Origin of the sequence: Amycolatopsis sp. WAC 01416 (assembly GCF_003947485.1) — a bacterium.
Lineage (GTDB): Bacteria > Actinomycetota > Actinomycetes > Mycobacteriales > Pseudonocardiaceae > Amycolatopsis.
The window spans coordinates 783,776-803,538 of sequence record NZ_QHHX01000003.1; the positions used below are offsets into that span (position 1 = coordinate 783,776).

The 19,763-nt window shown below is 70.1% G+C and carries 8 protein-coding genes and 1 pseudogene; 5 read left to right on the forward strand and 4 right to left on the reverse strand.

Annotation, left to right across the window (positions count from 1 at the left end; genetic code table 11):
• Positions 1 to 11: 11 nt before the first annotated feature.
• Positions 12 to 1,430, forward strand: a pseudogene (locus DL990_RS13355) (type I polyketide synthase); the annotation flags it as partial.
• A 377-nt stretch (positions 1,431 to 1,807) separates the two neighbouring features.
• Here DL990_RS13355 and DL990_RS13360 read toward each other — a convergent pair.
• Positions 1,808 to 2,233, reverse strand: a complete 426-nt coding sequence (locus tag DL990_RS13360; RefSeq protein ID WP_199746340.1) for a VOC family protein — start codon at positions 2,231 to 2,233, stop codon at positions 1,808 to 1,810.
• Positions 2,234 to 2,581: 348 nt separating this feature from the next.
• Complete coding sequence (locus DL990_RS13365) at positions 2,582 to 3,181, reverse strand: TetR/AcrR family transcriptional regulator (RefSeq protein WP_125798834.1); 600 nt, start codon at positions 3,179 to 3,181, stop codon at positions 2,582 to 2,584.
• A gap of 393 nt (positions 3,182 to 3,574) precedes the next feature.
• Here DL990_RS13365 and DL990_RS13370 point away from each other — a divergent pair, with 393 nt between their 5' ends.
• Entirely contained in the window at positions 3,575 to 4,894 is a 1,320-nt protein-coding gene (locus DL990_RS13370) for a PLP-dependent aminotransferase family protein (protein WP_125798835.1), read from the forward strand.
• Between the two features lie 132 nt (positions 4,895 to 5,026).
• Here the strand turns inward: DL990_RS13370 and DL990_RS13375 are convergent, their stop codons facing one another.
• Complete coding sequence (locus DL990_RS13375) at positions 5,027 to 6,643, reverse strand: MFS transporter (protein WP_125798836.1); 1,617 nt, start codon at positions 6,641 to 6,643, stop codon at positions 5,027 to 5,029.
• Positions 6,644 to 6,720: 77 nt separating this feature from the next.
• On the opposite strand from DL990_RS13375, the gene DL990_RS13380 reads away from it, so the two are divergent.
• Positions 6,721 to 7,548 carry an SDR family NAD(P)-dependent oxidoreductase gene (locus DL990_RS13380; RefSeq protein WP_125783279.1) on the forward strand — a complete coding sequence of 276 codons (828 nt, stop codon included), beginning with the start codon at positions 6,721 to 6,723 and terminating at the stop codon, positions 7,546 to 7,548.
• Positions 7,549 to 7,620: 72 nt separating this feature from the next.
• Here the strand turns inward: DL990_RS13380 and DL990_RS13385 are convergent, their stop codons facing one another.
• Positions 7,621 to 7,926: a hypothetical protein gene (locus DL990_RS13385; protein WP_125783281.1), complete on the reverse strand. Its 306-nt coding sequence runs from the start codon at positions 7,924 to 7,926 to the stop codon at positions 7,621 to 7,623.
• A gap of 241 nt (positions 7,927 to 8,167) precedes the next feature.
• Here DL990_RS13385 and DL990_RS13390 point away from each other — a divergent pair, with 241 nt between their 5' ends.
• Positions 8,168 to 9,355 (forward strand): DUF993 family protein, encoded by a 1,188-nt coding sequence (locus tag DL990_RS13390; protein ID WP_233620456.1) that lies wholly within the window; start codon positions 8,168 to 8,170, stop codon positions 9,353 to 9,355.
• Positions 9,356 to 9,385: 30 nt separating this feature from the next.
• On the forward strand, positions 9,386 to 19,585 hold the full coding sequence (locus tag DL990_RS13395; RefSeq protein WP_125798838.1) for a type I polyketide synthase: 10,200 nt from the start codon (positions 9,386 to 9,388) through the stop codon (positions 19,583 to 19,585).
• Positions 19,586 to 19,763: the final 178 nt, after the last annotated feature.

Here is a 19,763-nt window from a genome sequence, read left to right on the forward strand (position 1 = left end):
GACGACGAGGAGTGGTCCGCCGTGCCCGCCCTCGCACCACCGATTCGATGACTGGTCTGGGAGGCAAGCACATGGACGCGTCTGTCGACCAGATCGTCGAGGCGCTGCGCAAGTCCGTCGCGGACAACGAACGGCTGCGCGAGCAGATGACCCGGCTGACCGAGCCCATCGCAGTGGTCGGGATGGCCTGCCGTTTCCCCGGCGGTGTCGAGTCGCCAGAGGACCTGTGGCAGCTCGTCGCTGACGGCCGTGACGCGGTGACCGAGTTCCCCACCGACCGCGGTTGGGATATCGGGACGCTCTATGACCCGGAGCCGGGCAAGCCGGGCAAGATCATCACTCGGGAAGGAGCGTTCCTGCACGACGCCGCCGACTTCGACAACGAGCTGTTCGGCATCTCGCCGCGCGAAGCGCGGGAGATGGATCCGCAGCAGCGGGTGTCGTTGGAGACAGCCTGGCAGACGTTCGAGAGTGCCCGGATCGATCCGTTGGGGCTGCAGGGGAGTCGGGTCGGGGTCTTCACCGGTGTGATGTACCACGACTACACCGGCGCCGATGGCGGCGGCAGCTTGGTCAGCGGGCGGGTCGCGTTCACGTTCGGGCTGGAAGGGCCCGCGGTGTCGGTGGATACCGCTTGTTCCTCGTCACTGGTGGCACTGCACCTGGCGGTGCAGGCGCTGCGGTCGGGTGAGTGTCCGCTGGCGCTGGCGGGCGGAGTGACCGTCATGGCCACGCCGGAGACGTTCCAGTACTTCAGCAAACAGCGTGGCCTGGCTCCAGACGGGCGGTGCAAGTCCTTCGCGGCTGCCGCGGATGGGACCGGCTGGGGAGAGGGGTGCGGGATTCTCCTGCTGGAACGGCTTTCCGACGCTGTCCGTAATGGCAGGCGGGTGCTGGCACTGGTGCGCTCGTCGGCCACGAACCAGGATGGCGCGTCCAGCGGTATGACGGCACCGAACGGCCCTTCCCAGCAGCGTGTCATCCGCCAAGCATTGTCCGATGCCGGCCTGACCGGCGCCGACGTCGACGCCGTCGAAGCCCACGGCACCGGTACCCGCCTTGGCGATCCGATCGAGGCGCAAGCGTTGTTGGCCACGTACGGGCGGGATCGGCGGGCCGATCCGCTCATGGTGGGATCCATCAAGTCGAACCTGGGTCACACGCAGGCAGCCGCTGGTGTCGCCGGGGTCATCAAGATGATCATGGCGATGCGGCACGGAAAGTTGCCGAAGACGCTGCACGTTGATCAGCCGACGCCCCAGGTGGACTGGGAATCCGGTGCCGTCTCACTGCTCACCGAGCCTTGTCCGTGGCCGAGGAAGGAGCGGCCGCGACGAGCCGCGGTGTCGTCGTTCGGGATCAGTGGGACGAACGCCCATGTGATCATCGAAGAACCGGCATCGGCCAGTAACGCCTCGGACTCGCCACCGAAGTAGTTCTCATCCCGATGATGGTCTGGCCCGGCCGGTCAGCGTGGGGTCGTTGTGGAAGGTATGCGGACGGGGCCTGATGTTCGCCGGCCTTCGCGCCGGTCGACGCGAACCCGATCGGCACGGACGAGTCGGTCTGAGGCCCGGTATCGAGATTGCTCTTGATCCGTTTCCTCAGACCGCTCGCCGAACACCGGGCTCTCCAAGGTTTCTGTCGTCAGGGCTCTTCAGTGTCCGACCGAGGTCGATCAACCCGATGCCGCCCAAACGCCCGACTGCTTCAGCAGGCCATCCACTTTGACGCGCAGCGCCGTCGCGAGGGCATCCGGCGTTTGCCGTCACAAATCGGCTTTTGGGCGCTCCCTGGGAATAGGCACTCAGTCCGGAGAGGCCTGTAGCTCCACCAGGGTCCCCGCCGGATCCCGCAGGTACGCGATCCGGACGTCAGAGCCCCACTCCGGGCGGGCGGCCGCCGCGCTCACGATCGTGGCGCCTGCGGCGGTGAAGACGTTCTGGGCGGTGTCCACGTCGGCCAGCCGGAGGACGATGATGGATTGGTCGCCGGTGGATGCCGTGGTCTCCGCGAGCATACCGGTCATTGCGGCGCGGTCGAGGACGGCGATAGCGGGCTGCTTGTCCAGATCGGTGTCCCAGCGGGCGTAGGGGCCCTCCGCCGAGCCCTCGGCAAGCTTGGCGCCGATCACCTGGGGCAGCACAGTGTCGTAGAAGCGGAACACGGCGGCGAAGTCGTCGACGAGCAGTCGCGGGTGCAGTGTGTTCACTAGCTTGAATGGCCGGGTCATTGCGCTCCTTGTCGGCGCGGGCGATGCGGTGCGGCTTCGACGCTAGACCGGTCCGAGAGACGCCACTTCCCCTAGCGGCCCCTAGTGTCCGATAAGTATCGCCTGGTGTGCTGACCTGTGGAAAGGGAGCGGGGGACCTTTGGTGTCGCGGGAGGGGGTGTGTGGCTATAGGGACGTTGAGTGTCCCTATAGCCACACACCCCTCACTCGCTGTCAGGGCCATCGCTGACTATGTGGATTTTGGTGCGTTGGATGACCCGAACTCCACACGGTCACCGCGCAAGAGAGCATGCAGGACACGGCCTAGGGTCCTGGGTCGTTAGCAATACGTACGTATGTGCGGCAAGATCAGCGGTGCAGTGCCGCCGTCGTGATCCCGCCGACGATCGTGCGCGCCGCGATGGCCAGGTCCTTGCCCGTCGGCGCGTTCTCCGGGTCGATGAGCCACTGGGCCATCACGCCGGTCAGCAGGGCCTGGTAGAACGAGCCGACGGCGCGGACGGTGACGTCGTCGGTTTCCGGGCGCCGGTCGAGGAACGTGTCGGCCATGCCGAGGCGGGCTTCGTCGAGACCGCTTGCGAGGACGGCGCGGACCTCGGGAACGTGCTGGATCTGGGCGAAGGTCTCGAAATTGGCGGCCCACATTTGCCGGTGCGTGGCGAACAGCTCCACGATCCTGGTCCACACGGCCTCGAAGTGCTCCAGGGACGCCGCGCCGCCGTCGATGTTCACGCCGGCGGCCATCGCCTGGTCAAGGGCCTCGCCCCACTCGCTGTTCGACTGGATCAGCGCCTCGTTGAGCAGCGCCTCTTTGGAGCCGAAGTGGTAGCCGATGGAGGCCAGGTTGGCTCCGGACGCCGCCACGATGTCGCGGGCGGTGGTACGGGCGTACCCCTTCTCGATGAGGCAGCGCTTGGCGCCTGCCAGGAGATCCTCGCGATGTCCCATCGGCTCAACCTACCTCATGTCCTATACGCACGTCAGACGGGCATGGCACCCGTTACCGTGTCGATGTCGAGGTGGCAGACCGGCTTGGACGGCCGCGGGTGTTCAGCAAATGATTTCATCCGAGGAGCTGTGCGCGCAGCACTCTGGCGGGTCCGGTTTCGATTGTAGGGGTACGGCCGGCCGATTAGGGGTGAGCAAGCGCGCGCTCTGGGGTGCTTCCGCCGGTATGCGCGTTGACCGGGACGGAAGGCCGTCATTAGGCTGGCCGCAGTTTTTGGAAACGGGCCGGTCCGTTTCGTTCATGACGGTGTGCGGTCGGATTTACCGCGTCCGTTCGGCCATTGTTTTCACGACGTGGCCAGGTGTGCCCGACATCCCTGACGGAAGGCAGTTATGACGACCGATCAGAAAGCCGTGGAACTGGCGCTCCACGAATTGCACGGTTCGCTGGACACCCCGTTCACCGAGTCGATGAACCTGCTCAACGAAGTCTCCTACCGGTACCTGAACTCCATCTCGCTGGCCGCGGGCCGTCCGCACGAGGGCTTCTTCGACCCCGCCGTGCTGCCCCGCTACATCGAGACGTTCCGCGAGCACCTGCGCGCCGTGTTCAAGGGCAACGAGTATTGGGTCAACCGCACCCTGCTGCAGTACGGCCGGACCAAGGGCGTCATCCACGACCTCATCGCCAAGCACCTCGAGATCGACGAAAAGATCACTGTCGATCCCGAGACCATAGTGGTGACAGTCGGCTGCCAGGAGGCCCTCTACCTCACCGTCCGCGCGCTGCGCCGCACCGAGAAGGACGCGCTGCTCGCCGTCTTCCCTTGCTACTTCGGCGTCTCCGGGGCCGCGGAGCTGGCGGACATGCCGGTCCTGGCGGTCAAGGACTCCGCCGACGGCGTCGATGTCGACGACCTGGTCGCGGTCGTGACCAAGGCCAAGGCCGACGGCCTGCGGCCGCGCGCGCTGTATCTGGTGCCCGACTTCGCCAACCCGACCGGCACCACCATCCCGGCGCCGGTCCGGGAGAAGCTGCTCGCCCTGGCCGACGAGCACGACTTCCTCATCATCGAGGACAACCCGTACGGTCTGCTCACCGACGACCCGGAACAGCCGCGCACCCTCAAGGCGATGGACACCAACCGCCGCGTCGTCTACTGCAGCTCGTTCGCCAAGTCCGGTATCCCGGCCGCCCGCGTCGGCTACGTGATCGCCGACCAGGTCGTCACCGGCGGCAAGCAGGGCGCGGAGACGCTGTCGGACCAGCTGGCCCGGATCAAGAGCATGCTCACGGTCAACACCTCGCCGATCGCGCAGGCCGTCATCGGCGGCAAGCTGATCGAGAACGACTTCAGCCTGCGCGCGGCCAACGTCCGCGAGACTCGCATCTACCTGGGCAACCTGGAGGTCGCGCTGAAGACGCTGACCGAGCTGTTCCCGGACGGCTCGACCCCGGAGGTCACCTGGAACGTGCCAAGGGGCGGGTTCTTCGTGATCTTGACCGTGCCGTTCGCCGTCACCGACGAGATGCTGGCCCGCTGCGGCCGCGACCACGACGTGCTGTGGACGCCGATGCACCATTTCTACGGCGACGGCGTCCCGCGCAATCAGATCCGTATCTCGATCAGTGCGGTGAACGAGGATGAGATTCGCACCGGCCTGGCGAGCCTGGCGCGTTTTCTGAAAGAGGAGCACGACAGCCAGTCCTGAAAGAAGCCGAAAACACGAACGGCCTGGCCGGAGATCCGGCCAGGCCGTTCGTGTTTTCCGGAAGTGCCTCCGGGTCGGTCACAAAAAAGGGGAACACGGCTGTCGACTGACCGTGTTCCCCTTTTTCCGGGCTCAATGGGTGGGCGCGGAAGTTCCGCCGGCGACGTTCTGCGCGGCCGCCGCGGCCGGCCCGGTCTCGGCGGGAGGCTCGACCTCGTCGTCGGCGTCCGCATCGTTCGGGACGTCGGTGATGTGGTGCAGCCGGACCAGCGCGAAGATCGCCGCGGCGATCAGCACGCCCGCCGCGGTGAACAGCGCTGGGCTCAGCGAGGCCACGAACGCCTCCTGCGCCGCCCGCACCAACTCGCCGCGCTCCGGCTCAGGGAGCGTGACGGCGGAGTTCAGCGCGCCACCCAGCGTCTGCTGAGCCGCGTCGACGGTCCCTTGCGGGAGTCCGGAAGGGATAGACGCGGCCAACGTGCGGCCGAACACTGCGGCGCCGATGGTGCCCAACACGGCGATGCCGAGCGCGGCCCCGAGTTCCTGCGCGGTCTGCAGCAGCGCCGAGATCCGACCGGACTGCGCCGCCGGCGCGGTGCCCACGATCCAGTCTGTGACCACGGTGCTGGCCATCACCACACCGCAGCCCATACAGACCGCGGCCGCGACGATCAGTGGCAGGTCCTTCTCCAGCGTCAGCCGCGTCATCATGAAACACCCGCTCGCCGCGATCGCGAAACCGATCGCGATGACGTAGGCGGGTCGCATCCGACCGACCATGTACGCCACCAGTGGCCCGGTGATGGTGATGCCGATCGGACTGGCCATCGTCCACAGTGCGGCTTCCAGCGGGCTCATCCGCAGCACCTCCATGAGGTACTGCGTCATGTAGATGCCGAAACCGACCATCGTGAAGTACACGACCAGGTTCATGCTGATCGCTGGGCCGAAGCCGCGGGTGCGGAACAGATTCAGGTCGATCATCGGATTGGCGTGGGTGACCTGGCGTCGCAGGAACATCGCCCCCAGCACGAGACCGACCGCGATAGCCGCGATGGAACCGAGTGAGGCTCCGTGCACGGCCAGTTCCTTGCAGCCCCAGACGATCGGCAGCACGGCGGTCAGCGAGAGCAGGGCCGAGACGAAGTTCAGCCGCGCCCCCTCCGCCCGGTACTCCGGCACGAACGCAGGCGCGAGCAGCAGCAACAGAATCACGAACGGCAGGTTGACCAGGAAGATCGAGCCCCACCAGAACCAGTTGAGCAGCAGACCGGAGAACACCGGCCCCAGCGCGGAGCCGGCGCCCATGCCGATCGTCCACACCGCGATGGCGGTGCGGCGCTGCTTGGCGTCGTTGAACATGCTGCGGATCAGGCCGAGGGTCGACGGCATCAGCGTCGCACCGCCGACGCCCTGCAGCGCACGAGCGATGATCAGGGTCTCCGGACTTCCGGAGAATGCGGCCAGCACGGACGCGGCGCCGAAGAGGATGGTGCCGATGATCAGCAGGCGGCGCCTGCCGATCCGATCGCCGATACCTCCCATGGTGATGAGCAGCGCGGCGAGGATGAAGCCGTAGATGTCGATCATCCACAGTTGCTGGGTGCTGGTCGGATGAAGGTCGGCATTGATGGACGGAAGGGCGAAGTACAGAACCGTGATGTCCATGGAGACGAGGAGTACGGGCAGGATCAGGACCGCAAGCCCGATCCACGCCTTGCACCCCGCCTTGGCTGCAGTAGGAGGCATGACAAAACTATACATATGTCAGGTACGCGCGTATAGTACTTCCGTACAGATCCATCTTGGGAGTTGGGGAGAGCTTGATGAGCCTGTCGGGGAAGACCATCGTGGTGACCGGTGCCAGTTCCGGGCTCGGCGAGACCGCGGCGCGCGAGTTCGCGCGCCGTGGCGCCGTCGTCGTCCCGATCGGCCGGTCACCGCGCAAGGCCCAGGCCGTGGCCGTCGACCTGGGCGTCGAGCCGCTGACGGCGGACTTCGCCCATCTCGCCGAGGTCCGCGGCCTCGCCGCGACGCTGCTCGACCGATGTCCAAAGATCGACGTCCTGGTGAACAACGCGGCGGGGATCTGGCCCCGGCGGATCATGACCGAAGACGGAAACGAGAAGTCGTTCCAGGTCAACGCGCTGGCACCGTACCTGCTGACCCGGCTGCTGCTCGACCGGGTGCTCGCCAGTGGTGGGAGGGTCATCAACACCTCATCCCAGACGGTCGAGGACCGCAAGCAGATCGACCTCGACGACCTCGACGTGTCGGGCGAGTACGAGCCGTACGAGGCATACTCGCTGAGCAAGCTGGCGCTCGCGCTGCTGACCCGGGAGTTCGCCCGGCGTTACCCGGAGCTGCCGATCGCTGACTTCCACCCGGGGGTGTACGTCGCCGGACTGGCCCGGGAGCTGCCGATGCAGCGCGTCCTCGCCATGCCTCCGATGCGGCACGTGGTGGAGTTCTTCGTCAGCACGGCGGAGGAGGGGGCGAAGACGATGATCCACCTCGCCGAGACCCAGTCGCCGCTGCGCGGCGACTACTACGCCGACTCCCGGCGCACCGACGCGGGCCGCAGCGCCGAGGATGCCGACGTGGCCGGCCGGCTGTGGGATATCGCGGCCCGCCGGGTCGGCCTGCCCGGATGAGGAGTCTGGTGGGTCAGCACGGATGCCGTCCCTTCTGCTGATCCCGCCCACCATGAGTTCACCAGGCGCGTCCTATGGCAGATATACGCGCTTGACCGCCAGTTCGACCGGTGGCTGGTCGCACGGGAGGTCGTGGAGCTTACGCAGGATGTCCACCAGGTCCGAGGTGATCTCGGCGCCGGTGGCGCGTGCCCGGGCGCCGATGGCGTCGGCCGTGTGGCCTCGGGCGGCGAGGGTCGCGATCCGCTGCTCGAACGGGGTCAGCCGCAGTTCGACCGGGTCGGCGGCCCTGGTGAAGCACCACGGCCTCCCGGTGGGGAGCTGGTCGGCGGGGTCGAGCGCTTGGTGCGGGGCGGGGCGCCGGTCGGCTAAGGCCATCGATCGAACCTCGCTATTCACTCGTTCGTATGAATTGTACGTATGAATACTTTACCGGACGAGGCCTGTTTCGTAAAAGCACGCAGCTTCGGCTCGGGTTGCCGGCCGCCAGTAGGGGCCGTCCCGACGGCTTAGGGGCCGGTAGCCGTGGTGGCTCGGTCGCCGCGGCCCTTCAATGGCGAAGCCCCCTTCGCGCCGTTGTCCGCCGAGTCCGGCGAACCCGAGCCCTGGAGCTGATGTCGTGATCGAACTTCCGGAGCCGGACGGCACACTGGCGCCGTACGAGCCGTCCACCGTCCCGCGCGGGTTCACCCCGAGCAACGCGCCGTTCACCAGCCGCGTGGTGTTCTCCACCGCACATGTCGTGGCCGATCCGATGGCAGCGAACACCACGCTGCTGCTCGGTTTCGAGCCATTCCGCCCGCCCGCGATCGACTGGGACGCCACGATCGCGTTCCGCGGTCACCTGTGGGCGCAAGGGTTCGCCGTCGCCGAGGCGTTGGACACACAGAACCGCGCGATGGGGCTGGACTGGAGCGCGTCGGCCGAGCTGATCCGCCGCAGCGCCCAGGAGGCCCACGCGGTGGGGGGCCGGATCGCGGGTGGGGTATGGACCGATCAGCTGGACCCCATGCGCCCACACAGCATCGCCGACATCACCGCCGCCTACGAGGAGCAGATCGAGTTCGTCGAGGGCGTTGGCGCGCAGACGATCATCATGGCGAGTCCGCAGCTGGCCCAGACCGCGGCGAGTCCCGACGACTACGCCGCCGTTTACCGGCATCTCTTGGCCCAGGCCACGACGCCGGTGATCCTGCACTGGGTCCTGCCCGAGTCCGACCCCCGCCTTGCCGGCTACTGGGGCCACACCGACTGGGACGCCGCGCTCGACGCCTTCGCCGCCGTTGTGAAGTCCAATGTGGACAAGGTGGACGGGGTCAAAGTCTGGCCGGTCTCGCGTGAGCGGGAGATCCAGCTGCGCCGGGTGATGCCCGAGGGCGTACACGTCTACAACGGCGACATCACCGACTTCCCCGAGCTGATCGAGGGCGACGAGCAGGGCCACTCCGACGCGCTGGCATCGGTGTTCGGGCCGCTGGCCCCGGTGATCGCCGGGGGATTCCGCGCGCTGGACGCCGGGGACACCGAGACCTACCGCGCCGAGCTGAAGTCGACGCTGCCGCTGGCCCAGCACCTGTTCGAAGGCGACGCGCTGTCGATGCGCTTCTTCAAGACCGGTTTCGTCTTCCTTGCCTGGCTTTCCGGGCACCAGGAACACTTCCGGATGATCTGGGGCGAGCAGTCCGCCCGATCGGTGCCGCACCTGGCGAAGGCGTACCGCCTGGCCGACGGCCTGGGCCTGTTCCCCGACGCGGACCTCGCCGAGCACCGGATGCGCCTAGTCCTGGAAACCGCCGGAATCCGCTGACGCCCCACTTCCCGCGATTGGGTGATGACCATGGCGACAGACGCGAAGCTGCTCGACTACCTGAAAAAGGTCAGCGCGGAACTGCACCAGGCTCGCGCGCGGATGCGCGCGGCCGAGGGCGCCGAAAGGGAGCCGATCGCGATCGTCGGGATGAGCTGCCGCTACCCCGGCGGCGTCCGCTCGCCGGAGGACCTGTGGCGGCTGGTGGCCGAGGGCGGCGACGCCATCGGCTCCTTCCCGGACGACCGCGGCTGGGACCTCGACGCGCTGTTCTCGGACGACCCGTCGCGATCGAGCTATGTGCGCGAAGGCGGGTTCCTCGCCGACGCGGGCAGCTTCGACGCCGGCTTCTTCGGCATTTCCCCGCGCGAAGCCGTGGCCATGGACCCGCAGCAGCGGATGCTGCTGGAGTTGGCGTGGGAGGCATGCGAGCGAGCCGCTGTCCCGCCGGACGCGCTGCGCGGCGAGCGCGTCGGCGTGTTCGTCGGCACGGGCGCGCAGGACTACGAGTACCTGCACGAGCGTGACCCGGAGGGCACGGCGGCCTACGGCGCGACCGCGACCGCCGCCGCCGTCCTTTCTGGACGGATCTCCTACACCCTCGGCCTCGAGGGCCCGTCGGTCACCGTCGACACCGCCTGCTCATCGTCGCTTGTCTCCTTGCACCTGGCGGCGCAGGCGCTGCGCCAGCGGGAGTGCACCCTGGCGCTGGCCGGCGGTGCGACGGTGATCAGCACACCCGGGGTCTTCGTCGCTTTCTCCAAGCAGAGCGCGCTGGCCCGGGACGGGCGTTGCAAAGCGTTCTCCGACACCGCCGACGGCACCGGCTGGGGCGAAGGCGCCGGTCTGCTGGTGCTGGAGCGGCTCTCCGAGGCCGAGCGCAACGGTCACCAGGTGCTGGCCGTACTGCGCGGCTCGGCGGTCAACTCCGACGGCGCGTCCAACGGGCTCACCGCGCCGAACGGGCCGTCCCAGCAGCGGGTGATTCGCCATGCGCTGGCCAACGCGGGTCTTGAGGCCGGCGACGTCGACTTGGTCGAAGCACACGGCACCGGCACCACTCTGGGCGACCCGATCGAGGCACAGGCACTGCTCGCCACCTACGGTCAGGGGCGCGCCGCCGACCAGCCGCTGTGGCTGGGTTCGCTCAAGTCCAACATCGGCCACACCCAAGCCGCGGCGGGCGTTGGCGCGGTCATCAAGACGGTGATGGCCCTGCGCGCCGGGGTCATGCCGCCCACCCTGCATGTCACCGAGCCATCGTCGCATGTGGACTGGACGGCAGGCGCGGTGCGGCTGCTGACCGAGTCCCGTCTGTGGGAGGCCGATCGGCCGCGCCGCGCGGGCGTGTCCTCCTTCGGCGTCAGCGGCACCAATGCGCACGTGATAATCGAACAGGCACAGCTCGCGGTGGACGTGCCCGCCGACCCGGACCCGGACCCGGTCGCGACTCCGGTAGTGCCGTGGCCGCTGTCCGGCCGCGACGCCGACGGCCTGCGGGCGCAGGCAAGTGCGCTGACGACCGTCGACGCCGACCCCACCGACGTCGCCCACGCGCTGGCCACCACCCGGGCGGGCCTTGACCACCGCGCCGTCGTGCTCGGCGCCACCACCGCCGACCTGCGCGCCGGGCTCGACGCCTTGGCCGCGGACGCGGTCGCCCCGAGCGTCGTGCGCGGCTCGGTGCATCGCCCGAACGCGAACCGCGTCGCGTTCGTCTTTCCCGGCCAGGGCTCGCAGTGGGCGGGCATGGCGGTGGACCTGCTGGACACCGCGCCCACCTTCGCCCGCCGCATGGCCGAGTGCGCGGACGCGCTGCGCGAGTTCGTCGACTGGGACCTGATCGACGTCATCCGCGGGCTCGACGGGGCCCCCGGCTACGACCGGGTGGACGTCGTGCAACCCGCCCTCTGGGCGGTCATGGTCTCGTTGTCCGCGCTGTGGGAGCACTTCGGCGTCGCGCCGGAGGCTGTCGTCGGCCACTCGCAGGGCGAGATCGCCGCGGCCTGTGTCGCCGGCGCACTCACCCTGTCCGACGGCGCACGCGTCGTCGCGCTGCGCAGCCAGGTGATCGCCGAGGAACTGGCCGGGCTCGGCGGGATGATGTCCGTCGCACTGTCTGCTTCGGACACTCGCGAGCGGTTGGCGGCCTACGCCGACCGGCTGTCGATGGCCGCGGTCAACGGTCCCGGTTCCGCCGTGGTCTGCGGGCACGTCGACGCCCTGCACGAGCTGCGCGACCGGTTGGAGGCCGACGGCGTGCGGGCCCGGGTGATCCCGGTGGACTACGCGTCACACTCGATGTTCGTCGAGGGCATCCGCGAGCGCCTGCTCGATGTGCTGGCCCCGGTGCGGCCGCGCACCGCGGCCGTGGCGTTTTACTCGACGGTGGCGGGAGCGCCGATCGACACCGCCTCGCTGGACGCCGACTACTGGTACCGCAACCTCCGTCAGACCGTGCTGTTCGAGGACGCCACCCGCGCGTTGGTCGCCGACGGGTACGGCGTATTCGTCGAGTCGAGCCCGCACCCGGGGCTCCGGGTCGGTCTTGAGGAAACCTTCGCCGACCTCGGCGCCCAGGGCGCGGCGATCGGATCGCTGCGCCGTGGCGAAGGCGGGTTGGATCGCTTCGCCGCGGCGTTGGCCGAGGCTTGGGTGCGGGGTGCCCGCGTCGACTGGACTCGACTCGTCGCCCTCCGCCCCGGCAGGCGGGTGGATCTGCCGACGTACCCGTTCCGCCGCGACCGCCACTGGCTGGAGCCGGTTCCCGGCGCCGTCGCCGACGTGGCCGGGGCGGGACTGGCGGCGGCAGGCCACCCGCTTCTCGGCGCCGTCCTGTCGGCGCCGGGCGGGGGAATCGCCATGACCGGGCGGCTCTCCCTCGCCACGCACCCCTGGCTCGCCGACCACCAAGTGGGCGACAACGTGTTCTTCCCGGGCACGGGCTTCGTCGAACTCGCGCTGCGCGCGGGTGACCAGGCCGGGTGTGACCTGGTCGAGGAACTGACGCTGTCCGCGCCGCTCGAGCTGCCCCGGCGCGGGGCCGTGCGCGTACAGGTCGTCGTGGCCGAGCCGGAGGGCAGCGCGCGGCGGGTCGCCGTGTACTCCCGCGCCGAGGACGCCCCCGACGACCTGCCCTGGACCCAGCACGCCGACGGCGTGCTCACGACCGGCGCGACGGCCCCCGCCACGGACGACACGGTGTGGCCGCCGCCGGGCGCGACCGCGTTGCCGGTCGACGGCATCTACGACGACCTCGCCGCCGCGGGCTTGGCCTACGGCCCGGTGTTCCAGGGGCTGACCGCGGCCTGGCGCGACGGCGGCGACGTGCTCGCCGAGGTCGTGCTGCCTCCGGCCGCCGCCGACCAGGCCGCCCGGTTCGGCCTGCATCCGGCGCTGCTGGACGCCGCCCTGCACACCGTCGCGCTGACCGACGTCGTCGGCAATGCCGCTGCCCTGCCGTTCGCCTGGTCCCGCGTGGCCCTGCACGCGGTCGGGGCGAGCAGCTTGCGGGTACGGCTGACGCCACTGCGTGAGGGCGTCGCGCGGGTGGCGGTGTCCGACGCGACCGGCGCGCCGGTCGCCACCATCGAGACACTGGCACTGCGGCCCGCGGCCGACGCCGCGGGAGCCCGCCCCGCCCACCACGACGCCTTGTTCCATCTCGGCTGGGTCCCGGTCCCTCCGGTGTCCTCGGACGCGGTCGCCCTCGAGGTCTTCCGTTCCGCGCCGGGCACCGATGCCGAGTCGGTCCACGCCGCGGCCCACCGGGCGCTGGCCCTGCTGCAGAAGCCGATCGCGGACGACGAGTCCACCGTGGTCATCGTGACCGATGGCGCGGTCGCGGTGCGCGGCGAGGACATCACCGACCTGGCGGGCGCGGCCGTGTGGGGCCTGGTTCGCTCAGCCCAGTCGGAGAACCCCGGTCGGTTCGTCCTCATCGACATCGAGCCGGGCACGGACGTGGACGCTGTGCTGCCTGCCGTCCTCGCCTCCGGTGAGCCGCAGGTGGCGGTGCGGGACGGGGAGATCCGCGCGGCCCGGCTCGCCCGCCTGCCCGGTGTGGCGGGGCAGCTGAACGCCGACCGCACCGTGCTGATCACGGGCGCGACCGGGCTGCTCGGCGGCCTGCTCGCCCGGCACCTCGTCAGCGAGCACGGCGTCCGAAAGCTGGTCCTGCTCGGCAGGCGCGGCGCGGACGCGGCAGGCATACCCGGGCTGACCACGGACCTTGCCGCGTCGGGCGCGGAGGTGTCGGTCGTGGCCTGCGATGTCGCCGACCGGTCCGCGGTGGCCGAGGTCCTGGCAGGCATCGACGACCTGGGCGCCGTAGTGCACGCGGCGGGCGTACGTGACGACGGAGTCGTGTCCTCGCTGACCCCCGAGCGCGTCGACGCGGTGTTCCGGTCGAAGGTCGACGCCGCGCTGGTCCTGCACGAGCTGACAGCCGAGCTGAACCTCGACGCTTTCATCCTGTTCTCCTCCGCGGCGGGCGTCCTCGGCGCTCCCGGTCAGGGCAACTACGCCGCCGCGAACGCTTTCCTCGACGGGCTGGCCGCATACCGGCACGCTCTCGGGCTGCCCGCACTCGCCCTGGCGTGGGGATTCTGGGAGCAGGCAGGTGACATGACCGGCGACCTTGACGCCGCCGACCGCGACCGCATGTCCCGCAACGGCTTGCTCGGGCTGGCCGCCACGCAGGGATTGGCCCTGTTCGACGCCGCGCTCGGCGCGGCCGCCGACGTCGCGGTGCCCGCCAGGCTGGACCTGGCGGGTCTGCGCGCCCGGGGCGAGCCACCGCAGTCGGTGCTGCGCGGGCTGGTTCCTGCCGTGCGCCGCACGGCCGCAGGTGGCTCGGCAACCGGTGGCTCGTTCGCTGAGACGATCGCCCGGCTGCCCGAGGCCGATCAGGTCGCCGCCGCGCTGGACCTGGTGCTGGGCCGGGTGGCCGTGGTCCTCGGCTACGGCTCCGGTTCCGCGGTGGACCCCGAGCGGGCCTTCCGCGAGTTGGGCTTCGACTCGCTCAGCGCCGTGGAGTTCCGCAACCACCTCGGCGAGGCGTTGGGCAGACGGCTGCCTGTCACCCTGGTGTTCGATCATCCGACCCCGCGCGCGCTGGCCCGGCACCTCGTCGCCGAGTCGACCGGAACGGCGGTCGCCGGGCCGCCGGCCATCACCGGCGGTTCGGCCGCCGACGAACCGATCGCGATCGTGGCGATGGCCTGCCGCTACCCGGGTGGGACGACCTCGCCCGAGGACCTGTGGCGGATGGTGGCAGGCGGCGTCGATGTGGTCTCGGACTTCCCGGCCGACCGCGGCTGGGACGTCGAGCGGCTCTACGACCCCACCGGAGAGCGGCCCAACACCAGCTACGTGCGCCAGGGCGGGTTCCTGCACGACGCGGCCGACTTCGACGCGGACTTCTTCGGCATCAGCCCCAACGAGGCCCGCGCCATGGACCCGCAGCAGCGGCTGCTGCTGGAGGTCGCGTGGGAGGCGTTCGAGCGGGCAGGCATCGACCCGGTGTCCCTGCGCGGCAGCGACACCGGCGTGTTCGCGGGCCTGATGTCGCACGACTACGCCGCCAACAGCAGCACCGGCGCGATCGCGTCCGGCCGGATGTCCTATGTGTTCGGTCTGCAGGGCCCGGCGATCACCGTCGACACGGCGTGCTCGTCGTCGCTGGTGGCACTACACCTGGCTGTCCGGTCGCTGCGGGACGGGGAGTGCTCGCTGGCCATCGCCGGCGGTGTGTCGGTACTGGCGACGCCGGAGATGTTCGTCGAGTTCAGCCGCCAGCGCGGACTGTCCCCGGACGGACGCTGCCGGACGTTCGCGGCGGGCGCGGACGGCACGGGCTGGGGCGAGGGCGCGGGCGTGCTGCTGGTGGAGCGGCTCTCGGATGCGCGTCGCCTCGGTCATCCGGTGGTGGCCATCGTCCGGGGCACCGCCGTGAACCAGGATGGCGCGTCGAACGGGCTGACCGCGCCGAGCGGTCCCGCCCAGGAGCGGGTGATCGCCGCTGCACTGGCGGACGGCGGTCTCACTCCGTCCGAAGTGGACGCTGTCGAGGCGCACGGGACGGCCACGACGCTGGGCGATCCGATCGAGGCGCGGGCACTGCTGAGCGCGTATGGGCAGGATCGGTCCGAGCCGCTGTGGCTGGGATCGGTCAAGTCGAACATGGGTCACACCCAGGCCGCGGCCGGTGTCGCCGGAGTGATCAAGATGGTGCAGGCCATCTCGCACGGGACGTTGCCCCAGACCCTGCACGTGGACGAGCCGACGCCGCACGTCGACTGGTCCGACGGGCAGGTGCGGCTTCTCACCGAGCCCCGGGACTGGCCCGCGGTCGACCGGCCGCGCCGGGCCGGGATCTCCTCATTCGGGATCAGCGGCACCAACGCGCACGTCATCGTCGAACAGCCGCCTGCCAAGGACATCGCCGGCGCTGAGGTGCTGCCACTTCCGGCCGTACCGGTTGTCGTGTCAGGCAAGACCGCGGCAGCCCTGCGCGAGCAGGCCCAGCGGCTGGCTGTCGCTGGTGACACCGCGCTGCTCGACCTCGCCTACACGGCCGCGGCGCACCGGTCCGCCCACGACTACCGGGCAGCCGTCGTCGCCGAGGACCGCGATGGCCTGCTGGCCGGACTGGCCGCGGTGGCAGCCGGTGAGACCACCCCGCACGTCGTGACCGGGCTCGCCAGGGAGATCGGCGGCACCGCGTTCCTGTTCACCGGACAAGGCGCCCAGCGCGTAGGCATGGGCCAAGAGCTGTTCGCGACCTTCCCGGTGTTCGCCGCCGCCTTCGACGCCGCGGTGTCCGAACTGGACGAACATCTGGACACACCGCTGCGCGAGGTGATGTGGGGTGGCGCGCAGGCCGCGCTCAATCGCACCGAGTTCGCGCAGCCCGCGCTCTTCGCCTTCGAGGTGGCGCTCTACCGGCTGGTCGAGTCCTGGGGCCTGCGCCCGGACTTCGTGGTCGGGCACTCGATCGGCGAACTGGCCGCCGCGCACGTCGCCGGGGTGTTCACCCTGTCCGACGCCGCCACCGTGGTGGCCGCCCGGGGCAGACTGATGCAGTCGCTGCCCGATGGCGGGGCCATGCTCGCGGTAGCCGCCGACGAGGACGAGATCGACGGTCCGGTGGACATCGCCGCGGTCAACGGTCCGGGCGCCGTCGTGCTGTCCGGCCCCGAGCCGGCGATCGCGGACGCACAGGAGCGTTTCGCCGCACTCGGGCGCAAGACATCGAGACTCGCCGTCTCACACGCCTTCCACTCGGCGCTCATGGACCCGATGCTCGACGAGTTCGCCGCGGTGCTCGGTAAAGTCACCCTGGCCGCGCCCGTTCTTCCCGTCATCTCGACGGTGAGCGGCGAGCGTTCGGTGGACTGGGCCGATCCCGATTATTGGGTTCGGCAGGTCCGCGCCACTGTGCGCTTCGCCGACGCCGTAACGACGGCCGCCGCCGCGGGAGTCCGCACGCACCTGGAGATCGGGCCGGACAGTGTCCTCAGTGGACTCGGCTCGGCCTGCGTTGACGCGGCCTTCGTGCCCGTCCAGCGCCGCGACCGGCCAGAGCCGGCCACCGTCGTAACGGCCGCGGCGACGGCGCACACCCGCGGGGTCGCAGTCGACTGGCAGGCGTTCTTCGCGGGCCGCGGCGCGACACGGGTCGACCTCCCCACCTACGCTTTCCAGCGCTCCCGGTACTGGATGAGCGCCCAGGACTACTGGCGTGAGGCGTGGGCGGGCAGCGCGGCAGGCCTCGGCGACGCGGCGTCCGCCGGACTGGACCCGATCGCCCACCCGCTGCTCACCGCGGTGGTCGAACTGCCCGGTTCCGACGAGACGATCATGACCGGCCAGATCTCCGTCGCGGCCCAGCCCTGGCTGCGCGACCACGCGCTCGGCGACACAATCCTGTTCCCTGGCACCGGTTTCGTAGACCTGGCACTGACCGCGGCAAGCCATGTCGGCGCCGCCGCGCTCGCCGAACTGACCCAGCACGCCCCGCTCGCCCTGTCCGAGACCGGTGCTGCGGCACTGCGCGTCGTGGTCGCCGAAGACCGCTCGATCACCGTGCACTCCCGGCTCGACGACGAACCTGACTGGACCCTGCACGCGAGCGGAATACTCGGCGACGCACTAGGCACGGCAGACCCGCTGCGCTGGCCCCCGCCCGGCGAGGCCATCGACCTCGGCGGCTTCTACGAGACGGTCGCCGAAGCGGGTCTGCGCTATGGGCAGACGTTCCAGGGCCTCCGAGCGGCTTGGCGCAGCGGGGACGAGATCTACGCCGAGGTCTCCCTGCCGGTCACAGGCGGCTTCCTGGCGCATCCCGCCCTGATCGACGCCTGTCTGCACGCGCTGGGGTTGGACCAGGACTCGGTGCGGCTGCCGTTCGCCTGGACCGGTGTGTCCGCGCACGCCACGGCAGCCACCGACGTCCGGGCCCGGCTGAGGGTCGACGGCGACAAGGTCGCCGTGACCGTCACCGACCACACAGGACAGTCGGTCCTGAGCGTCGATTCGCTGGTCCTGCGCCGGCCACCCGCCCTCGCCCGGCGCGTCGACTCCCTGCACGCGATCACCTGGTCCAAGGTCGACGTCAGGAGCCGAGCCGAACCCGCCGCGGTAGTGGACATCGAACCCGGCGTGCACGACGCCGTGCACCGCGCGGTCGAGCACGTGCGCGACTGGCTGTCCGACGAACGCGGCGCCTTGGTCATTCGAACCCGCGGTGCGGTGTCGTTGGACGGCGAGGACATCACCGACCTCGCCGGAGCCGCTGTCTGGGGTCTCATCCGGTCCGCGCAGGCGGAGAACCCCGGCCGCTTCATCCTCGCCGACTGCGCCCCCGAGGACGTCGGCCTGGTCGTCGCCTCCGGCGAACCCCAGGGCGCCGTCCGAGACGGAGCGGTGTGGGTCCCACGGCTGACCCGTGTCGCCCCGGGCGGGGAGGCCCCGCGCTTCGCAGGCACCACCCTGGTGACCGGCGCGACGGGCGCGCTCGGCGGGCTGGTGGCCCGGCACCTGGTGACCGCGCACGGAGTCCGTGACCTCGTACTGGTGAGCAGGCGAGGTGGCCAGGCGCCCGGCATGGCCGAGTTGGTCGCCGACCTGTCCGGCCTCGGCGCGTCGGTCACTGTCGCCGCCTGCGACGCCGCCGACCGCGAGGCGATGGCCGCGGTGCTGGCGGGCATCGACGACCTGCGCGCCGTCGTCCACGCGGCGGGGGTGCTGGACGATGGCCTGGTGACCGGCCTCACCCCATCGCGGGTGGAGGCCGTCCTGCGCCCCAAGGTCGACGCCGCGCTTGTCCTGCACGAACTGACCGAGGACCTGGACGAGTTCGTCCTGTTCTCCTCGGCGGCAGGCGTTCTCGGCAACGCGGGCCAGGGCAACTACGCGGCGGCGAACAGCTTCCTCGACGCCCTCGCCGTGCACCGCCGGGCGCACGGCCTGGCGGCGCGGTCCCTGGCATGGGGCCCGTGGGACGCGGCGGGGATGGCGGACGCGCTCGCCGACACCGACCGCCGTCGGCTGGCCGAGTCCGGCATCGTCAGCCTGACCACGGAGCAGGCCCTTGCCCTGCTCGATGCTCCGACCGACCGCGCCGCTGTGGTCCCGATGCGCGTCGATCCAGTGAAGCTGGCGGCTGTCGAGAACCTGCCCCCTGTGCTCGGTTCGCTGGCCCTCGGCCCCACCCGTCGCAAGACGGCCGCCGTCGCTGACCTGTCGTCCCGTATCGCGGGCCTGTCAGGTTCGGACCTGCACGCGGCGTTGGTCGACTTCGTCCGCGGCCAAGCGGCCATCGTCCTCGGCCACGCCGACGCCGAACGGATCGAACCTGACCGCGCGTTCAGCGAACTGGGCTTCGACTCCCTGACCGCGGTGGAGTTCCGCAACGCGGTGCACAGGGCGAGCGGTCTGCGCCTGGCCGCGACAATGGTGTTCGACTACCCCAACGCCAACGCGCTTGCCGACGAACTGGCCACCATTCTGGCCCAGTCCGAACCGGTGTCGGAGGACGACGACCGCATCCGCAGGTTGCTGCACTCGGTCCCGATCGAACGTTTGCGCGCCGAGGGCCTCATCGACCGTCTGCTGTCCTTGGCGACCGAGCCGCCGACTGCGGACACCTTCCCCGCGGCCAGCACCGCGGACCTGGACACCTTGGCCGCGGAGGACTTGATCGCCATGGCCCTCGGCGACAACTGACCGGCAAGAGAAAGCAAGGCACGGCAAGACAATCCGCATATGAAGGCAACGTAACCACCCGAGTGCGCGACCCACGCCAAGCAGAGGCCCTAGGGTCCTGCATCGGAATTCGCGCCGTGAGTCCGTATCGATATCCGGCTGTTTCGCGCCTGGTCCGGGTTAATGAGCGTTCTAGTGA